Source organism: Tropicimonas marinistellae, from assembly GCF_001509585.1.
GTDB classification, from domain to species: Bacteria; Pseudomonadota; Alphaproteobacteria; order Rhodobacterales; family Rhodobacteraceae; genus Tropicimonas; species Tropicimonas marinistellae.
The window spans coordinates 84160-100846 of record NZ_LNCI01000007.1 but is presented as its reverse complement, the minus strand read 5'-3'; the positions used below and the strand labels follow the sequence as shown (position 1 = coordinate 100846).

General features: G+C 56.7%; 15 protein-coding genes and 1 pseudogene. 9 read left to right on the top strand and 7 right to left on the bottom strand.

Features of this window, described 5'->3' with window-relative positions; translation table 11 throughout:
• Positions 1-710: 710 nt before the first annotated feature.
• From ARC39_RS15705 to ARC39_RS15695, 3 genes are all read left to right on the top strand, one after another.
• Positions 711-1937 (top strand): DUF1254 domain-containing protein, encoded by a 1227-nt coding sequence (locus tag ARC39_RS15705; protein ID WP_236545281.1) that lies wholly within the window; start codon positions 711-713, stop codon positions 1935-1937.
• Between the two features lie 12 nt (positions 1938-1949).
• A complete protein-coding gene (locus ARC39_RS15700) occupies positions 1950-2378 on the top strand; it encodes a c-type cytochrome (RefSeq protein ID WP_068115788.1) in 429 nt (142 codons plus the stop codon).
• A gap of 305 nt (positions 2379-2683) precedes the next feature.
• The gene (locus tag ARC39_RS15695; protein WP_068115787.1) at positions 2684-3592 is read left to right on the top strand and encodes a LacI family DNA-binding transcriptional regulator; all 909 of its coding nucleotides are present in this window, start codon (positions 2684-2686) and stop codon (positions 3590-3592) included.
• Between the two features lie 156 nt (positions 3593-3748).
• Here the strand turns inward: ARC39_RS15695 and ARC39_RS15690 are convergent, their stop codons facing one another.
• The 3 genes from ARC39_RS15690 to ARC39_RS15680 form a co-directional block, all read right to left on the bottom strand.
• A complete protein-coding gene (locus ARC39_RS15690) occupies positions 3749-6097 on the bottom strand; it encodes an arylsulfatase (protein WP_068115786.1) in 2349 nt (782 codons plus the stop codon).
• 753 nt (positions 6098-6850) lie between these two features.
• Positions 6851-7441 (bottom strand): rhodanese-like domain-containing protein, encoded by a 591-nt coding sequence (locus ARC39_RS15685; RefSeq protein WP_068115785.1) that lies wholly within the window; start codon positions 7439-7441, stop codon positions 6851-6853.
• Positions 7442-7767: 326 nt separating this feature from the next.
• Positions 7768-7971 carry a hypothetical protein gene (locus ARC39_RS15680; protein ID WP_068115784.1) on the bottom strand — a complete coding sequence of 68 codons (204 nt, stop codon included), beginning with the start codon at positions 7969-7971 and terminating at the stop codon, positions 7768-7770.
• A gap of 299 nt (positions 7972-8270) precedes the next feature.
• On the opposite strand from ARC39_RS15680, the gene ARC39_RS15675 reads away from it, so the two are divergent.
• Entirely contained in the window at positions 8271-8627 is a 357-nt protein-coding gene (locus ARC39_RS15675) for a cupin domain-containing protein (RefSeq protein ID WP_068115783.1), read from the top strand.
• A 113-nt stretch (positions 8628-8740) separates the two neighbouring features.
• Here the strand turns inward: ARC39_RS15675 and ARC39_RS15670 are convergent, their stop codons facing one another.
• Positions 8741-9319: a hypothetical protein gene (locus tag ARC39_RS15670; RefSeq protein ID WP_068115782.1), complete on the bottom strand. Its 579-nt coding sequence runs from the start codon at positions 9317-9319 to the stop codon at positions 8741-8743.
• Positions 9320-9470: 151 nt separating this feature from the next.
• Between ARC39_RS15670 and ARC39_RS15665 the strand changes: the two genes are divergently transcribed.
• The 3 genes from ARC39_RS15665 (at position 9471) to ARC39_RS15655 (ending at position 12097) form a co-directional block, all read left to right on the top strand.
• Positions 9471-9848: a c-type cytochrome domain-containing protein gene (locus tag ARC39_RS15665; RefSeq protein WP_068115781.1), complete on the top strand. Its 378-nt coding sequence runs from the start codon at positions 9471-9473 to the stop codon at positions 9846-9848.
• 481 nt (positions 9849-10329) lie between these two features.
• Positions 10330-10818, top strand: a complete 489-nt coding sequence (locus ARC39_RS15660; RefSeq protein ID WP_068115780.1) for a phosphoglycerate mutase family protein — start codon at positions 10330-10332, stop codon at positions 10816-10818.
• Positions 10819-11398: 580 nt separating this feature from the next.
• Positions 11399-12097: a DUF6639 family protein gene (locus ARC39_RS15655; RefSeq protein WP_149866444.1), complete on the top strand. Its 699-nt coding sequence runs from the start codon at positions 11399-11401 to the stop codon at positions 12095-12097.
• Positions 12098-12522: 425 nt separating this feature from the next.
• Here ARC39_RS15655 and ARC39_RS15650 read toward each other — a convergent pair whose 3' ends face one another.
• From ARC39_RS15650 to ARC39_RS26565, 3 genes and pseudogenes are all read right to left on the bottom strand, one after another.
• Positions 12523-13269 (bottom strand): SDR family NAD(P)-dependent oxidoreductase, encoded by a 747-nt coding sequence (locus ARC39_RS15650; RefSeq protein ID WP_068115778.1) that lies wholly within the window; start codon positions 13267-13269, stop codon positions 12523-12525.
• Between the two features lie 151 nt (positions 13270-13420).
• Positions 13421-14538, bottom strand: a protein-coding gene (locus ARC39_RS15645) for an IS3 family transposase (RefSeq protein WP_438273268.1) whose coding sequence is annotated in 2 segments (ribosomal slippage) — positions 13421-14275 and positions 14278-14538 — 1116 coding nt in all. Because the reading frame shifts where the segments join, the coding sequence is not laid out codon by codon here.
• A 171-nt stretch (positions 14539-14709) separates the two neighbouring features.
• Positions 14710-14817: pseudogene (locus ARC39_RS26565) on the bottom strand (IS5/IS1182 family transposase); the annotation flags it as partial.
• 122 nt (positions 14818-14939) lie between these two features.
• Here ARC39_RS26565 and ARC39_RS15635 point away from each other — a divergent pair.
• Together ARC39_RS15635 and ARC39_RS15630 are read left to right on the top strand one after the other, a co-directional pair.
• On the top strand, positions 14940-15149 hold the full coding sequence (locus ARC39_RS15635; protein WP_068115775.1) for a hypothetical protein: 210 nt from the start codon (positions 14940-14942) through the stop codon (positions 15147-15149).
• A 52-nt stretch (positions 15150-15201) separates the two neighbouring features.
• Positions 15202-16185: a LuxR C-terminal-related transcriptional regulator gene (locus tag ARC39_RS15630; RefSeq protein ID WP_068115774.1), complete on the top strand. Its 984-nt coding sequence runs from the start codon at positions 15202-15204 to the stop codon at positions 16183-16185.
• The last annotated feature ends 502 nt before the right edge of the window (positions 16186-16687 follow it).

Genomic DNA, 16687 nt, shown 5'->3' with positions numbered 1-16687 from the left:
GAATACAACCTGCTAGAATAGGTCGCATTGATACCTGTCAATCAACATTGCGCAGATCGAAGTTGCACATTATCTAGTCACGCTGGACGCCTCAGACTCGGAGCTGAAAACAGGTGTCAATCGGCACGCACTCTTGACCCCCTATCGGCTTCCAAAAATGCCCCTTTGGTGCACACGGGTAGCTGGCCCTATGCGGTGTAGCCCCCATACAGCGCAGCCGTATCGGGCCAGCACGCGATCGTGAAGAAAGACCTCTTCTCCGGCCGCGCCTGACTGACAACGGCCAACAGGCTCCCGTGCGGACCGATGGTTCCGCACGGTCTTTCGACGGACGTACATTTCGCGAAACTCGAACTCAGATAATTATGGGAATGATAGGTAACTCGGCCTGCGCAACGCGATCCCCCGGCAAGGCGTAGCTGCACAGGAGACGAATGGCGGCTTCTATCGCGGCAACGCAGCGACGGCACCACCCGAGCGATGTCTGGTCAGGGCCGAAAGTAAGAGCTGAGCGATCCGACCCGAAGGTCCGCGAAACCACCCAAACCGGACGTTACCCAAAGTGCTAGAGCGGCAGCTATGCGCAGTCACCGGACCTCATTGCGCGAGGCTGTCTTGGGCGCGGATTGTTGCGCCGGGAACGGAGAATTTGCCGACGCTGGGGGCATCCGACTGAAAGCCTCGGATGTCTGCTTAGTGAAAATCGGTGGATGCTGGTACAGAATCCTTTTTCCACTTTCGCCGCGATTCTGGGATTTGTCGGGCGCCATTTGACCGGTGTCATGGCAGATATCGACGCCATATGGAACGCATTCCGATGCATTGGCTTCGTGCAGATCCTTACTGGACGCCGAGGCTTTTCAGGGAGGAGCACGATGACTCGGGAAATGTTGCTCAGAACCGTCTCCACAGCAGTTGGCGCAGTGTTTTGCTGCGGCCAAGTTCTCGCACAGGGCGGCGGAGGTAACCTGTATGCGGTTCTGGACCGCGCAGAGATCATAGTTAACGTGGACAATTTTGTTCGTGCCGCAACGGATATCGAATTCGGCAAGTACCTTGCTATCGCAGGCGGCGTGAACCAACTCGTCCACATCCGCGAACCCACGCCGATAGACATGCAGCCGACGATCAGAATGAACCGCGATGTCCTGTACAGCATGGCGTTGATCGACATCAGCGAGGGTGCCACCCTAACCCTGCCGGAGACAGGCGAGCGCTATATTTCTGCTCACATCGTCAATCAGGATCACTATATGAACGATGTCTTTTCGGGTGGTGGTTCGTACACACTCGATATCGACCGTTTCGATACGCCCTATGTGGTTGCGATCATTCGAACCCTTGTTGACGCGTCCGATCCCGATGACCTTGCGGCAGTCCACGCGTTACAGGATGAGATGACGCTGGAAGCCGTTTCGTCCAACCCTTTCGTCGTTCCGAACTATGATGAGGAAAGCTTCGAGCTGGTTCTGAATGCCGCAAAAGAACTCGCCAAGTACAATGCCGACAGCACTTTGACGTTTGGCCCCAAGGATACGGTAGACCCGGTCCGTTACTTCCTCGGTGCGGCCTTCGGATGGGGTGGATTGCCGGAGTCGGAAGCGTTCTACCTCAACGTGGAACCCGGCCTGCCGGTCGGAGAGTACAAAGTCGATGTTCCTGCGGATATTCCCGTGGACGAGTACTGGTCAGTCAGCCTCTACAACGCGAACGGTTTCTATGAAAAGAACGACCTCGATGCCTACAACATCAACTCGGTGATGGGTGAGCGCAACGAGGACGATTCAATGACAGTCCACTTCGGCGGTTGCGAAGACGGGCGTGTCAATTGTCTGCCGATCATGGACGGTTGGAACTATACCGTCCGGCTCTACCGACCAAGACCGGAGATTCTTAATGGTAGCTGGGAGTTCCCAGCGGCGGAACCGGCCAAATAGTCAGGGCTAACCATGAGGAAACTTTTGTTTTCACCACTAGTTTTCGTTCTGGGGTGGGCGTGTCAATCGAGCGCGGACGTTAGTTTTGATGAGGGAAAGGTGCTGTTTTCAGACTATTGTTCAAAGTGCCATGGTGATGATGCCAAGGGAGGCGGCCAAGCAGCCGCCCACCTAAAAACGGAACCTGCCGACCTGACCAGGATTGCCGCTCGCCGCGACGGCATCTGGCCGATGCTAGAGGTCATGTCGATAATCGATGGCTACACGAAGAGCACCAACCCACGCGAGGACATGCCTGTGGTTTCAGAGCTTAGCGAAGGGCCAATGGTCGAGTTCGATACCGGAAATGGGCTGGTCACGCCTATTCCGGCGCGGCTTATCGCGTTGGCTAGGTACCTTGAAAGCGTCCAGTCACCCAAACCGAAACGATACGTGCCTTGACCTGTGCGTGACGTCAGTCCGGACATTGTGCCCTGACCGGTTAATGGCTGCAACGCGCAGGTAGCGACCAAATCGCTCATCCAAGGCAAAGGCCAACATCGCTTGTGTCTGTGCGTCGGAGGTTAGGTTTGCATACCTATATTGCCGTTGAAGCTCACGCAGGGATACTGTTCGGCAACCGGAAATGTAACAAACTGGCCGCATCGCGCATCAACGTGCGCTCCGCTATTCAGCGCTTCGTGCATTCGAGTCTGTCGATAGCGAAGGCCTAAGCAGCGTGCGCTTCTTTGTCAGGGAATCGGACCATGGACCCAGTCGTCTCGGGATCGCGCATTGAGCACCGTCGGATCATCGGCGCCGTCGTGCCGAACCTCGACAGCCCATTTTTCGGCGCACTGGCAACCGGTCTTGAAGATGCAGCCGAGACAGCCGGCTACGAGATGATCGTTAGCTCGAGCCGGGAAAGTGAGGAGCGCGAAGCCAAACTCATTGCTCGCATGAACGATTGGCGGGTCGCTGGAACGATACTGGTGCCGGTTCGATCGGAGCGCGGCCTAGGTCCGAAGATGCTGCGCGAGCTGGACATGCAGGCGGTTCTGGTCGACCGTGCGTCGGCCGACGACCGCTATGACACGGTGGCAGCCGACAACTACGCAGCCTCGGCCGCGGTAGCCGACTACCTTCTAGGATTGGGCCACCGGCACATCCTGCTACAAGGCGCAACGCAAATCTCCAAGGCGGTGCGCCTGCGCGTGGACGGTTTCTCGGAGCGCGCAATCAGCATCGACTCGAACGTACAACTGGACAAACTACTTTCAGACGATGACCTCGAGATGCAGAGAAACGCGATCGGAGCCTATCTGGATGCGAGGAGGATCGCCGCTACTACCCCGAGCGCGGTCTTCTGCCTGTCACAGCACTCCACGCTGCTGGTGTTTTCGGAATTGCGCCGCCACCATCTACAAGTGCCCGAGGAGGTCGCGCTCGTTGGCTTTGACGACGCCGACTGGATGCAGGAGACATATCCATCTATCACCGCCGTGAAACAGCCTGTCGGCACCATGGCTGGAAAAGCGCTGGAAGTGCTGCTTGCGCGAGTCGAAGGGCGGAACCCGGGTGCGCCTGTGCAGTATCTGGAAGAGTGCGAAATGGTGGTCCGTCAGTCGGTAGGGTTGGAAAAAACCGCGTCGCCCCTCGGAGGTCACCACAAGTGAACTCGGTTGGGCTTGTCGATAAGACTGACCGCTATGCCGACCTACCGGTCATCCGACCATTTTGATCAGATGACTGCCTTTCGAGCGACTAGCAGTCACCCGATCTCTGCAAGTGCGAGGGCGCGAAAGGCACCACTAGACCGTTGATGGCTACCCTTACCTGACCTCGACGGTTACACTTGAGATCACCCCCGTGAAACGAGAAGCGGCCTCCGCTCCAATATCTTCGACCACGGGTGTCGCAAGGTCGATGCCAACATCGGCCGTCTCGTCAGCTGAGAAGACGATTGGCTGTGTCCTTGCGATCCGTCCTTCTCCCACCTTCTCGTTGTTGACGTAGAGTATGCCCATGCCCCCCTTTCCCATGCCGTCCCCATCGTAGGCGAACTCGAACCGGATCGTGGAGTTGCCTTCGGGCAGAGGTTTGTTGGCCATAATGGTAAAGCGCTCAAGGCCCACGAAGTTGTAGTCGTAGGCAGGAACGCCATCCTTGATGTAGAGCGCCCAACCGCCGAACCGACCGCCCTGAACGATGATTGCCCCGTTGCCGCCATCCTCGGGCACGTCAACCTCGGCCGTGATGGTCTTGGAACGGTTCTTGATGTTCAGGAACACGTTCTCGGTCATGCCCGTCATACCCTCGGCAAGGGTGATGGACGTGCGGCCCGCCATCAGATCCGGCCGACCGGCGAGCGCGGGGTTTACCCGCTCAATCGTGCGATCGTCGATGGGTAGAACGAAGTTGCGGGCAGCTTCCTGCATGAAGATCGTTTGAAGGGCTGCGAGCCGTTCCGGTTGCTCGTCGGACAAATCGTTGGCAAGGCTGAAGTCCGTCGAAGTGTCGAAGAGCTCCCAGATGTCATCGGCCAGCGTCCGGCGCGGCTGCGCCTCCCAGGGCGCCTTGTGGATCGTACGTGCCCACCAGCCGTTGTGATAGATCGCGCGGTTACCGAACATCTCGAAATATTGTGTCTTTCGCCGCCCATCGGCATCCGCATCATCGAAACTGTAGAGCATGCTCACTCCATCCATCGGACGCTGCGGCGCACCATTGACCTCCCGCGGTTCGGGAATGCCCGCGGCCTCAAGGACCGTCGGCGCGATGTCTATGACGTGGTGGAACTGTACGCGCTGTTCACCCTTAGCCGTGATACCACTCGGCCAATGTACGGCCATACCGACCTTGGTGCCGCCGAAGTCGGAGGCGACCTGCTTGGTCCACTGATAGGGTGTATTGAACGCTACCGCCCAGCCAGCAGCCATATGGGGATAGGTCTCGGGACCACCCCACTTGTCGGCCTTGCTCAGCATGTCGCTGACCTGTTCCTGAACGCCGTTGAAATACGTCATCTCGCTGAACATGCCGTTCCTACCGCCCTCAGCGCTCGTGCCGTTGTCGCCGTAGACAAGGATGACCAAAGTATTGTCGAGTTGCCCGATCTCTTCGATCGTGCTTATGACACGACCGATCTCGTGATCGGTCATCTCGATGTAACCAGCAAACACCTCCACTTGCCGTGTGAAGAGCGTCTTTTCGTCCTCGCTCAGTGTCTCCCAATCCGGGATCGCCTCGGGCTTCGGTGCGAGCACCGTGCCTGCGGGCGCGATGCCCGCCTCGAGCTGACGGTCCAGAACCTCGTTCCGCAGAGCATCCCAGCCTTGGTCGAACTTGCCCTCCCAGCGTGCACTCCATTCTTGCGGGACATGGTGCGGTGCATGAGTTGCGCCTGGAGCATAGTAGACAAAGAAAGGCTTATCGGGCGTCAGCGCCTTCTGGTACTTGATCCAACTGACCGTCTGATCGGTCATATCCGTAAGGAAGTGATAGTCGGGGTCCTCTGGAAGCTCGACTGGGTGCGTTCCGTCATAGATGAACGGAGCCCACTGGTTCGTCTCTCCCCCAAGGAAGCCATAGAACTTGTCGAAACCCTGCCGGGTCGGCCAGCGGTCGAAAGGCCCGGATACGCTTGCTTCCCAGGCTGCAGTCTCATGCCACTTCCCGAACGCTGCAGTGCTGTAGCCGTTCAGGCGAAGGATCTCCGCCATAGGGGCGACACTGGAGGGGATTTGCCCTGTGTTGCCGGGGTATGGTGTGCCGGTCTCGATGATACCGCCCATGTTGTTCACATGGTGATTACTACCACTCTTGAGCGCTGCGCGGGTCGGAGAGCAAACCGCTGTGGTGTGAAAATCGATGAAGCGCAGACCTTCTGCGGCCAGTTGATCAAACGTAGGGGTCGTTACCGGGCCGCCGAAAGTAGACGTCCCGGCAAACCCAAGGTCATCGACCAGGACGATCAAGACATTCGGCGCGCCGTCCGGTGCTTCGACTGTGAAGATCTCGGGTGGGGAGGTGTCTCGGACATCAAGCTCGGCGTAGCCGGGCGGCGGTGGAGGGGCGATCGGTAGAACGTGCCTATCTGCCGATTGCTGGGCTTCGGCGGGAGAACCTGTCATCGCGAAAGCGGCCAACAGGCCAGATGTCATTGCCACAAACCGCTTCATCTAACCCTCCCAGATCGCCAGATGCACATCCGTCTGCCGTTGCAAGAAACACTACAGAACATAGATCCAGAGGCTATTGATCCTGATCAATTTGAGGGAGCTGTGACCGGCCGGATTGTCCGCAAACCGGACCTTCCTCTAAAAGGCCCAAGATCTGGTTTGCGCAGTCAGCGGACCTCTCCGCATGGGAAAGACACCGCTCGGTATCGGCGGACCAGGCACGTAACGGAGCACGGCGGCTTCGCCGACTGAGCGGTCATCCGACAGAAAGGCCTGGATGTCTATTTCGAGCCTCGCTGAAGGTTGGGGCTTGAGCTGATGACACATTAGACCTTGACCAAACGTCAAGTTCAAACATTCTTATGTGTATGGATGATCTAGAACTGTTCAACGAACGGCGGGAGATTGGCGCGCGTCTGAGAAGTCGGCGCCAAGAACTGGCGCTCACGCAATGTGAGCTAGCAGCTTTTCTCGGACATAAGGGCTCGCACAGGCTCAACCAAATCGAACTCGGACGTCTGAGACTTTATGCAGAAGAGTTGCCAAAACTATGCGAGAAGTTGAACTGCACCTACACAGATATAATAGGCAAAGGTGATTGCGGCGAGGATTAGGTCCACCTGACTTTTTTCAACAACATGAGGGCGACGAACTTCCATCCCAAGTAGTTCATCCCGAGCGCCCTGAAAGCGAGCAACCCGACTGCCTCCGAGGTCATATCTGTTAGACTTGCGTTGATGTTTCCAGGAGCTCTCAGTTGAGGTCAGCGGGATAGACTTGGTCTGGTGAGACCGAGTAGCTCCAAGCTAGGCCCGCATTCTTCCAACCGTTCACTATGCGATGACCAGCCTCCGGTCCATCCTTGGCCTTGTCTCCCTCGAAACCGTCGATCACCGAATAAACCTGTGTGTAACCAAGATCATAAAGAATGTTTGCTGCCTTAGCACTTCTCGAGCCTGACCGACACATGACTACAATTGGCGTTTCCTCCAAAATATTGTGAGCTTCAACGTAGTCCAGGAAGTCGAACTCAAACGCTGAGTTCTGCTCAAGTTGGTATCCCTTCATTTTGGGGTCGTAGGCGACGGTCTGAGGCATGATCATGAGGGGAATGTGAACATCGACACGGTTCGGAAGCCCGACAAAAGTTATTTCCGGGCGACTACGTACGTCCAGCAGTACCACACTTTCGTCATGAAGCATGTTCGCCGCTTCCGTAGATGTCAGGTAAAGCCCTGCCTTGGTCTGTTTCTTCTCCGGAATGTCTGTTGCATCCTCGGCGTGAACCGGGATCGCGAGCACGGATGCAAAGAGACAGCCAATCACACTCGTTCTTAATGCCATTGTTAAACCTCAGGAAAATGAGTTTTCGGGGTGCGCAAACCAAAAATTACGCAGCGTCAACTTAGCACAAATCAAAGCTGTTGCCCACCTGGATAACCATCGGCGTGAGCGGACTTGAGAGCTGGCTCAGCGAGAGCTTTCCTAGCCCCGAGCCGGTTGAGTGGCATCAATGAATACGTGAAACGGACCTCTGGCGGAATTCACCAAAGGTCGGCAATGCGCAGATAGTGACGACGCTGACACGGCCGGCACACGGACCCCGCCAACTCTGTCGACCCGATGGCAGCTCGCACCGTTCTGACACCGCCAAAGAGATGGTTCGCGGATTACATTTGGCGTTCCTCGGCCGACAACTCTTTAAGGGCTGCCGAGATGCGACGATGAAGGTCTGACAATTGTGCTCGTTCGGACGACTTCAAAGACGCGGCGCCATCCGGCCGCATCAACTCGGCACTTACCTCGTTGCGCATTTCCTCGAGCGACCGGACCAGAGCATGCAGATTGGTGAGAAGTTCGGACGTTGAGCTCATAGAGGGCCTCCGCTGAACGCCTGTGCAAGGACGATGACACCCTTCAAGATAAGCACCTTGGCGCTACCGACGCAAACCGCGTCACGATATCGGTGGCGACACGCCCAGTCACGAAACGGCAGGTGTGCCGACCTTGCCGCCATTCTCGGCCGCGCAGCATTTCCAGCCTCAGTCGTTCAATAGCTGTACAGTCGGAAGGGAACCGGACGTTCGCGACCGCCCCTACCAAGGTCGGGTCAGCGGACAAAGCCGCCGATGAAGTGTGATATTGTACTCTGCATTCATGCTGGAGGTTGGCAATGGCACAGATAATTTTGCGGCGGTCTGATTGGGCCTCTGGGGAAGGCTGGAACGGAAAACTGGAGGGTCATGCGGTCCAGACCGACGTCTCGTTTCTTTTTAACGAGGTCCGTGAAGCCGGAAAGGGGCCGCCGCTTCACAAACACCCGTATGATGAAGTGTATATCGTGCGCCAAGGCCGGGCACAGGTTATTGTCGGAAACGAACGCACGGAGGTTTCAGAGGGCGATATTCTGGTCATACCAGCCAACACCCCGCACAAGGTTCTAACCGCAGGCGGCGGGACCACCGAGATCATCAGCGTTCATGTGTCCAACAAGTTTCTAGCAGAGATGCTGGAAGAACCACCCACGTAACCCAACTGATTTGCTATGCCCTCCTCTTGCGTTCCGGGCTCGTCACCGCTGACCAGATCGTGACTGAGCGCCCGTGGGCGCTTAGCCAGATCGTATTCCTGTGCAAATTGTGATCAGTGCACGGCGTGGTCGCAGGTGACGTTGGGATTGAACGGCATCAAGACGCCCATTGGGTTTTCCCGGAATAGCCAGACGTGTTGATCGTAATGCGGCATGAAGCCGTGCGCCTCGTCGCCTGGCGTGTTGGGGTCGTCTGCCATGTGATCCCAGGCACGGCCGTTCAACACCAACTCTTCGCCATTCGCGGCGGCATCCCAAGCCGCTTCGAACACGAGGTTCTCGACCGCGACCAGTTCCAGCGAGCCGTCAGCCTGTGGTTCGTAAATTAGGATCGAAGGTTGGGACCAGTCGGTATGGGTGGAGTCTCCGTTTACGCGCGGTTCGGTGCTGGTGACCTTGAGCATCGCTGGGTGAATGTAGTGAATGCCCATCGCACCCAATTCTGGCGGCAGGCCCTCACCCTTGGCCGAAACGCAATGGTTGTCGGGGGTGACGTAGCCATCCGCCAATGCGACATTGATATCCTTGTATTTTTCAACGTTGGCGCGCATTTCGTCCAGATCGACATCCGCGGCCGATAGGGCCATCGGAACACAGGTGGCCACTACAGTCAGTATTGCTGATTTTTTCATGATTGTCCTCCCAAGGGTACCGTTGCGCAGGTAAAGCAACCGCGCCGGACGTATCATTCTAGCACGGATTCCGACTCAATTGCGGTATCTTGGCAGGGACTTCATGCTGGAAAGAGCCGATGCAGACGATTTGTGACGAAGGAAATCGCCGATGAGGCCAAGGTGGCTAAACCGGGCGCTTGCGCTGCTCGTCTTCCTTCCCTGCGTGGCGACCGCTGGAAGCGCCGCGTCGCCCGGCTGGACCGAAGTTAGTGCGATCTTCACCGAGCGGTGCGTGATGTGTCACTCGGCAGTTTCCGGTGCCTCGAAGGGCTTGCGGCTGGATAATTATGCTGCCGCCCTGATCGGCAGCGAGCGGGGCGTTGTGCTGATTCCCGGCGACCCCTCCGGCAGCGAGTTGATCCGGAGGCTGCGCGGTGAGAGCGTGCCACGGATGCCATTTCTAAGCCGCCCGCTGGCTGACGATCAGATCGAGCTGATTGAAAGCTGGATTGCTGCCGGTCTGCCGAAGGCAAGTCAGGCGCAATAGATGCAATTGATGGGTTCTCCACCAAAGCGACGCGCCGCCATTTCACTTCTCCTCGACGTAATCGAATTTGCAGGGTGAAGGTCCCTTCGTCCTTGGAGCCGAAATTGGCAAAGCTGAGTTCCAGTGACTGCTTCGGGACTGTCCCGACATTTGATTTAATGCCGCGGATGCGAAGAGCAGTATCTGCCTGGATATCCGGTGTGCGCAGTCAGCCGACCAACACGTCAGTGTGGGCGCTCGCTGTGGCCAACTCGGCAGCTTTGTCGACCTAACAGCCATTCTTGGCAGTGCGGCATTTCGTGCTGGGCTCATTCAACGGCTGTCAGTGTGCGAGAAAACCGGACGTTCGCGTCGGTTCACACCAAGGGCAAGTCAGCGGGACCGTTGCTGCCTTTGCTGGTCCGCGAGTAATGAAGGCCCGGCGATTGGCCGGGGCGTGCTCACCTGCTAGTCTTCGGGAAGTGTTGCGGAAGAGATGGGAATGCGAGTTCTAGTTTCGACCTTTCTGGCTGTGATCACGGTGTCGTTTACTGCTGCCGCGCAAGAAGCAGTCTACGTCATTCGCCATGCAGAAAAGGAACTCAACGGAGCAGATCCCTCGATTAGCGATGAGGGCAAAGCGAGAGCCGCTGCGTGGGCAGAAATGCTCCAACATGTCGAGCTTGACGTTGTGGTTACTTCAGATGCGAAGCGCACAAAGGAAACAGGGAACATCATAGCCAATAGACTGGGGCTGCCTACTCACTCGGTCGACCGGGCGGATACGACTGGTCTGACCGACATGCTCAGTTTCGACCACGAAGAGGACATTGTTCTTGTTGTCGGTCATGCCGAAACTATCCCGGGTATTCTTGAGAGCCTTGGCGCATTTAATGAAATCACAATTAGCCAGACAGACTTTGCCAACCTATTCATCTTGCTCCAACCCGGCGCAGACGAACCACGCCTAATCAGGGTGCGTATGCCGTAGCAAACACCCCAAGCTTGACGCGAACTCACTGCCCTACAAGCTTGACTGACATCTCGTCTGACAACCGGCAGAGGCTCGTCACGACCCTTTACCGCTCTGACCATGAATGGCCGCTTTCGGCAGTGGCGGAGATGCTGCAGTTGCGAAGGGCTCTTGCGCCGTGGCCGGTAGCAAAGCGCAGGTAACGCCAGTCGACCACCGTTGGCCGAAAGGCAGCTTCGTCCGCTGAGCCGCCTTTGATGTTTGGCGCAGCGAAGGTCCGGTCCTTGATTGCCATGCTGGATACCGGACGACCACGACGGGGATTGCTGCACAACCGAGAATGACCGCAGAGTCGGCTAAGTTGCCGTGATGCGCGGATCAGAACCAATCTGCAGGTCATGTCGGCTGACTGCACAATCCTGCCATTGGCGTTGCTTCATGGATGTCGGGTACGCCGAGTTGTCAGTCGGAGGCCCACAGGATCGATGCGATTGACCAACACAGACGTGCTTTACGCCACTGTTGGATCAGCAATGACGCAGGTCATGGCTGACCCTACGTAAGGACCGTAGACTCATTTCAGGTTGGAGGTATCGCCGTGACACCTGAGACCAGAATGCAATTGATCGGCGTGTTTGCCCTGCTGCTTTGCGCTTTCCATTTGGTTGGCGCAAACGCGGGAACATCATCCTGCGAGATGCCGCTTGTGCTGGTGGACACCGACGATCAGGAACTTCAGGTTCGGATCTGCAAGACCGTGACGTCAGTCCTTCCGATGCTCGAGAAATGCCAACTCAAACTAACGAATCCGGTAACGATTTCTTTCTCAAAACAATTGGGCAGTCCTGACAACCGTTGCTTTGGACATTACCTTCGGGGCAAAGGGCGGGTTGTACTTCTGGAACCGAAGGCCTTTGAGCAAGCTCACAAAGCTTCGGAGTCCTGGACTGCAATTCCTGCGGCTGAGCATTTCGATGCCATTGTTGTCCATGAGTTCACGCATGCGCTTGTCGATCAGAATGCGCTTGTGGAACTGTCTTGCAGCGCGGACGAAGAGTACATTGCTTATGCAATGCAGGTCGCAAGCCTTTCGGAGCCTACGCGGTCCGCCCTGTTGACCAGCGTCGGCGCATCGATACCGACCTCAACGGAAGAGCTGAACCCACTCATTCTGGGCTTCTCGCCAACAGCATTTGCCGCAAGGTCATGGCTGCACTTCTCCAATCCAGAGAACGGATGTGCCTTCGTGGGAAAGATCATTCGAGGGGAAGTGACATTTTGGATGTACCCTGAGTGAGTCCCATAAAATCGTGAGATGAACTAGTTCTGGGCGAGGTCGGACACCAACGACGCTGACGCCAAACCGGTCATCCGACAAAAGGACTCGGACGTCCCGAAGGTCGGCAAAGCTGTCGGGATTGTCATGACGAGCGCCCAAACCGACGTGTTGGTCGGCTGATTGCGCAAAGGGTACGTTGGAGCGATTTCGGCCACGTCAGCAATGTAAACGTTGGAAACGAAAGGGAAACCAATGCGTGCGGCAGCTGTCCGCGCGCTGCAGCCGTTCGCGATTGTTGTCCACCAGCGCCGTTCGCAACCGCGGCATCCTTCAAGGAGGGCGGTTTCCGGTCACTCGCCGCGACCGGCGCAGATGACCGGGTTGCGGGACGAAGCTGCCGCTCGGCACCTTGACGGGAATGTCCGGTTTCTCGAAGCTGATGTCTATTGGCGCAAGGCTGGGAGGCCAATTCCTGTGCTTTGGAACCCACCGTCGACAGAGATTATCTGCCCTGTCACATAACTCGCATCATCAGATGTGAGAAAGGCAATTACCCGCGCAATTTCGTCTTCTGTGCCGTAGCGGTTCAAGGGTATGGCATCATGATACGCATCTATGATCTCTTGCGAATGGACAGCCATCGCGAGTTTCGTACGCACAGGGCCGGGACAAACGCAGTTGACCCGGATTCCGTATTCACCCAGTTCGCTGGCTTGCTGCTGAGTTAAGTGCATAACGGCAGCTTTAGACGTGCCATAAGCGACGCGTAGCGTCGAAGCGCGCAAACCTGAGATTGACGCAATATTTACTATAGACCCTTTCGAAGCCCGCAAAGCTGGTGTTGCCGCTTGCGAGCAAAGAAAGACCCCATCGAGATTGGTTTCCATGACGCGCCGCCAACGCTCAAAGGTGGTGCCTTCAATTGGCGCGAAATCTGCAACTCCGGCGTTGTTGACGAGTGTGTCAATTCGGCCAAAGTGCTTCAACGTATCATCAACCATCTGCTCGACTTGATCAGGGACAGACACGTCATAGGGCAGCGCGAGGCCTAGATTTTCGGCAACCTTGGCAAGCTCCTCCGCATCTCGATCGACCAGTGCAACGCCTGCTCCCTGACTGACCAACAAGCGTGCAGTGGCAAGTCCGATGCCTCTCGCTGCACCTGTAACAATGGCTATTCTCTGCGGCATTTTAACTACCCCCCAACAACATCCTCTTTTTCTCGCTGTAGTTCTCACGCTTCGATGAGCCGTTGGCAACAGCTGCCACTCGTGCACCTTGACCTAATGCGATGAACCGCCTTGGCGCGACGGATCGGCAGGAGACTGTCCAGCCCCATTTCTATGGGCCATTTCTGATTAGAGTTTCTGGCACTGGAGGGCGCATTCCGAGCGCCTGATGCGGTCGAGTGTGGTTGTACTCTTTGAGCCAGCAGTTGATGATGACTTGGGCCTGTTTGGTTGTGGTGAACCACTCGGCGTTGAGGACTTCGCGGCGTCGGGTTCCGTTGAACCGTTCGTTGTAGCCGTTTTCCCAAGGAGATCCCGGATAGATCCGGATGGGCTTCACGCCGACCTTCTCAAGCCATTCCCGTGTCGCCGCCGATGCGAACTCCGGCCCATTTTCCCTCCGAACGAACTCGGGTTTGCCATGGCGCAGGAAGAGCCCGTAGAGGACTTCCAGCACATCCTCAGAACCCATGCGGGTGCGGACTTCTACTGCCAGTGCCTGGCGGGTGTATTCGTCCAGCACTGTCAGCATCTTGTAACTGCGGCCATTGCTGAGTTTGTCGTGGACGAAATCAACGCTCCACACATGGTCCGAATGTGTCGGTCGCAACCGGATGATCGAACTGTCCTCATGGTACAGGCGTCGCTTCTTCTTGTGGCGTTGTGGTTGCTGGAGCCCCTCCTCGCCCCAGAGCCGCTCGATCTTCTTGTGATTGACCCGCCACCCTTCGATCCGCAGCAGTTCGGCCACCTTGCGGTAGCCGTACCGGCCAAAGCTCTTGGCCAGCCGGATCATGGCGAGCCGTAGCTCATCGTCGATCTTCTGGACGGCTCGGTACTGCATTGAACTACGCGCCAAGCCTATCACCTGGCAGGTCCGGCGCTCGGACGTGGCGAGTTTCTGACGCGTATGAATGACGGCCTGACGAAGTTGGCTCGTCGTCAGGCCCTCGGCTTTAGGTGGTTCAGGCTTTCCTTGAGAATGAGTTTGTCGAGTTCCAACTCGGCCACGATCTTCTTCAGCCGAGCGTTCTCTTTCTCAAGGCCGCGCAGCTCCGACAGCTGCGACTTACCCATCCCGCCGAACCGACGCCGCCAATTGTAATAGGTCGCATCGCTGACACCGACCGAGCGACAGGCTGTTCGGACATCATCTCCGTCCGCCAGCTTCAGCTCAATCTCACGCAGCAGCTTTAGGACGTCCTCGTCCGAATACCGTTTCCGAGCCATCTTCCTCCCCCCTTCGTGGTTCAAACAATGGCCCAGTTTTAGGGGGCAGTCACACAAGATGCTGACGGTTCTGGACGAGTACACCCGCCAGGCACCGGCAGTGGAAGTGCGGACAAGGATGGGATCAGAGGACGCGTTGGAGGTTGCTGTACGGGCTGTTCTTGCAGCACAACGCAACCCATTGCGATTGATGAAGATACTGCCACTCAGAATCCGTCGATCATCGACACGTGGTTTGGCGTGGCCCGTCAAAAACTGGGCTCGCTGCACACGATCCAGTTCTTAGTTTTTCCCTGTCGACCGATAATCAAAGAAAAATACGCGACTGTCATACCTGGGCATGACAAGAACCATAAGGATCTTGGTCTAACTTCGTCTCATTCAAATCGAAGGAGACGATCATGGATATCTACGGACTCGCTGGGGCGCACCTAATAAACCCGAACTACGGCCTTGGCTACACCGATGCGGCCTTCATACGCGCAGAGCAGAATGCAATGGTACGCGGCTGGATTGCCCGTCTAAAGGCCGTTCGTGTGAGATCGATCATTTCTCGCACCTTGCGGAACGCATTCAAGGGTGGGATGGCGACCGATCGTCTGTCCAGCTAGGATTCGGAACCACACTCAGGAGGCAATAGGCTGGCCAGCGGAGGCAACTTTCATGTCTGAACAAGAAACCGAGGAGGAAGAAATTCTTGCCGTCATGCGGGCAGAAGCGCAGGCATTCTTAGATGGCGATATTGACGCTTTGGCCAGTCATTGGGTTCAGACCGAAGACACCGCACGGATGGTGGCGTGGGCCCAAGTCGGGACCAAGGTGATCCGCGGATGGGAAGACGTTCTGGCACAGGCAAAAGCCGGGTTTGAACGCCATCCCCCGAGCGGCCCTCGCAGATTAGAAGACTGCCTACGCTGGGAAAACTTTACCGTCGTTATTGGCACCGATATGGCTTGGGTTCTTTACGACCAAACCGGCATGTCGAATGATCAGAAGTTTCGCATCTCAGGTCTGCAACATGAGCTGAAGATCTTCCATCGCGTGGACGGTCAGTGGAAGATCGCGTGCATGGCGCTTTTGAAACCCGGTTTCGAGCACGTCGATACGCCGCGCATTCAAGTGAACACAGAAGGTCGGGTCGTGTGGATGAACTCAGGTGCACGGTCGCGCATGCAAGAACAAACCGGACTGGTGATCGCCGCGGGGAAATTGCGAGCACGAAAGCGCTCGTATGACGCCAAGCTGCAAAAGGCTCTATCGCGTGTCGCGCGCGCCCTGGAGACCCAAGTCGATCCCAGGTCTGAGATATATGAATCACTACCCGTGGGATTGGGCGAAAGCGATGATGGCATTCTGCTGTATTGTTGGGTCTTTCCGGAAGACGGCCGCATTTTCGTTTCATTTGACGACCAGATGCGTACCAATAAACGGCTGGACATGGCAGAAGCGATCTATGGACTAAGTCCAGCCCAATGCCGTTTGGCCCATTTGCTAATTGAGGGACACGAGCTTTCGGCAGCGGCCGACAGCCTTGACGTCAGCATCAACACTGTTCGAACACAACTTCAGCGCATGTTCGACAAGACGGGTGTTCGCAAAATTCAATCGCTTGTTCGGGTCTTATTGAGCGTCGACGCACCTTCTTGATGCAGGACCGACCGATGCGAAGAATCTCCGTCAGGTAATTAGGACATCAGCGGAATTTCAACAAATGCAATCGATGAGAACGGGAAGTCCACCAATTTTGATGGAATCATCGTTTGGGTCGGCAGCGCGCTCTGAGAGCGCAGTATCTGCATTAGGTGGCGGGCGTGTTGTATGGGCCGTTCGTTCCACGTCCTACGTCGGCTTTTGTTCGATTAGTAGTTGTTGGTCCAAGCCGCAGCATCCGAAGCTATGGGCTCTCAGCGACCTTCGCGGCGCCGACCTTCAATGGCAGCTTCCGGTTCAGCGAGTGATGCTGCACGCACAATGCTGCTGACCGGTGCGAACGACCCCTTTGCGCGGGGAACCGACTGCCTGGCCAGATCAGGCCGACGGCAGCAATGTCCCGCACTGCCGACCTTGACCTGAAAAACCATGCTGCACGCCGCGACGGATGACCGGTTCGGGGAAGCTGCGCCGCAGCGAAGCCCTGTCTGCGGAACGA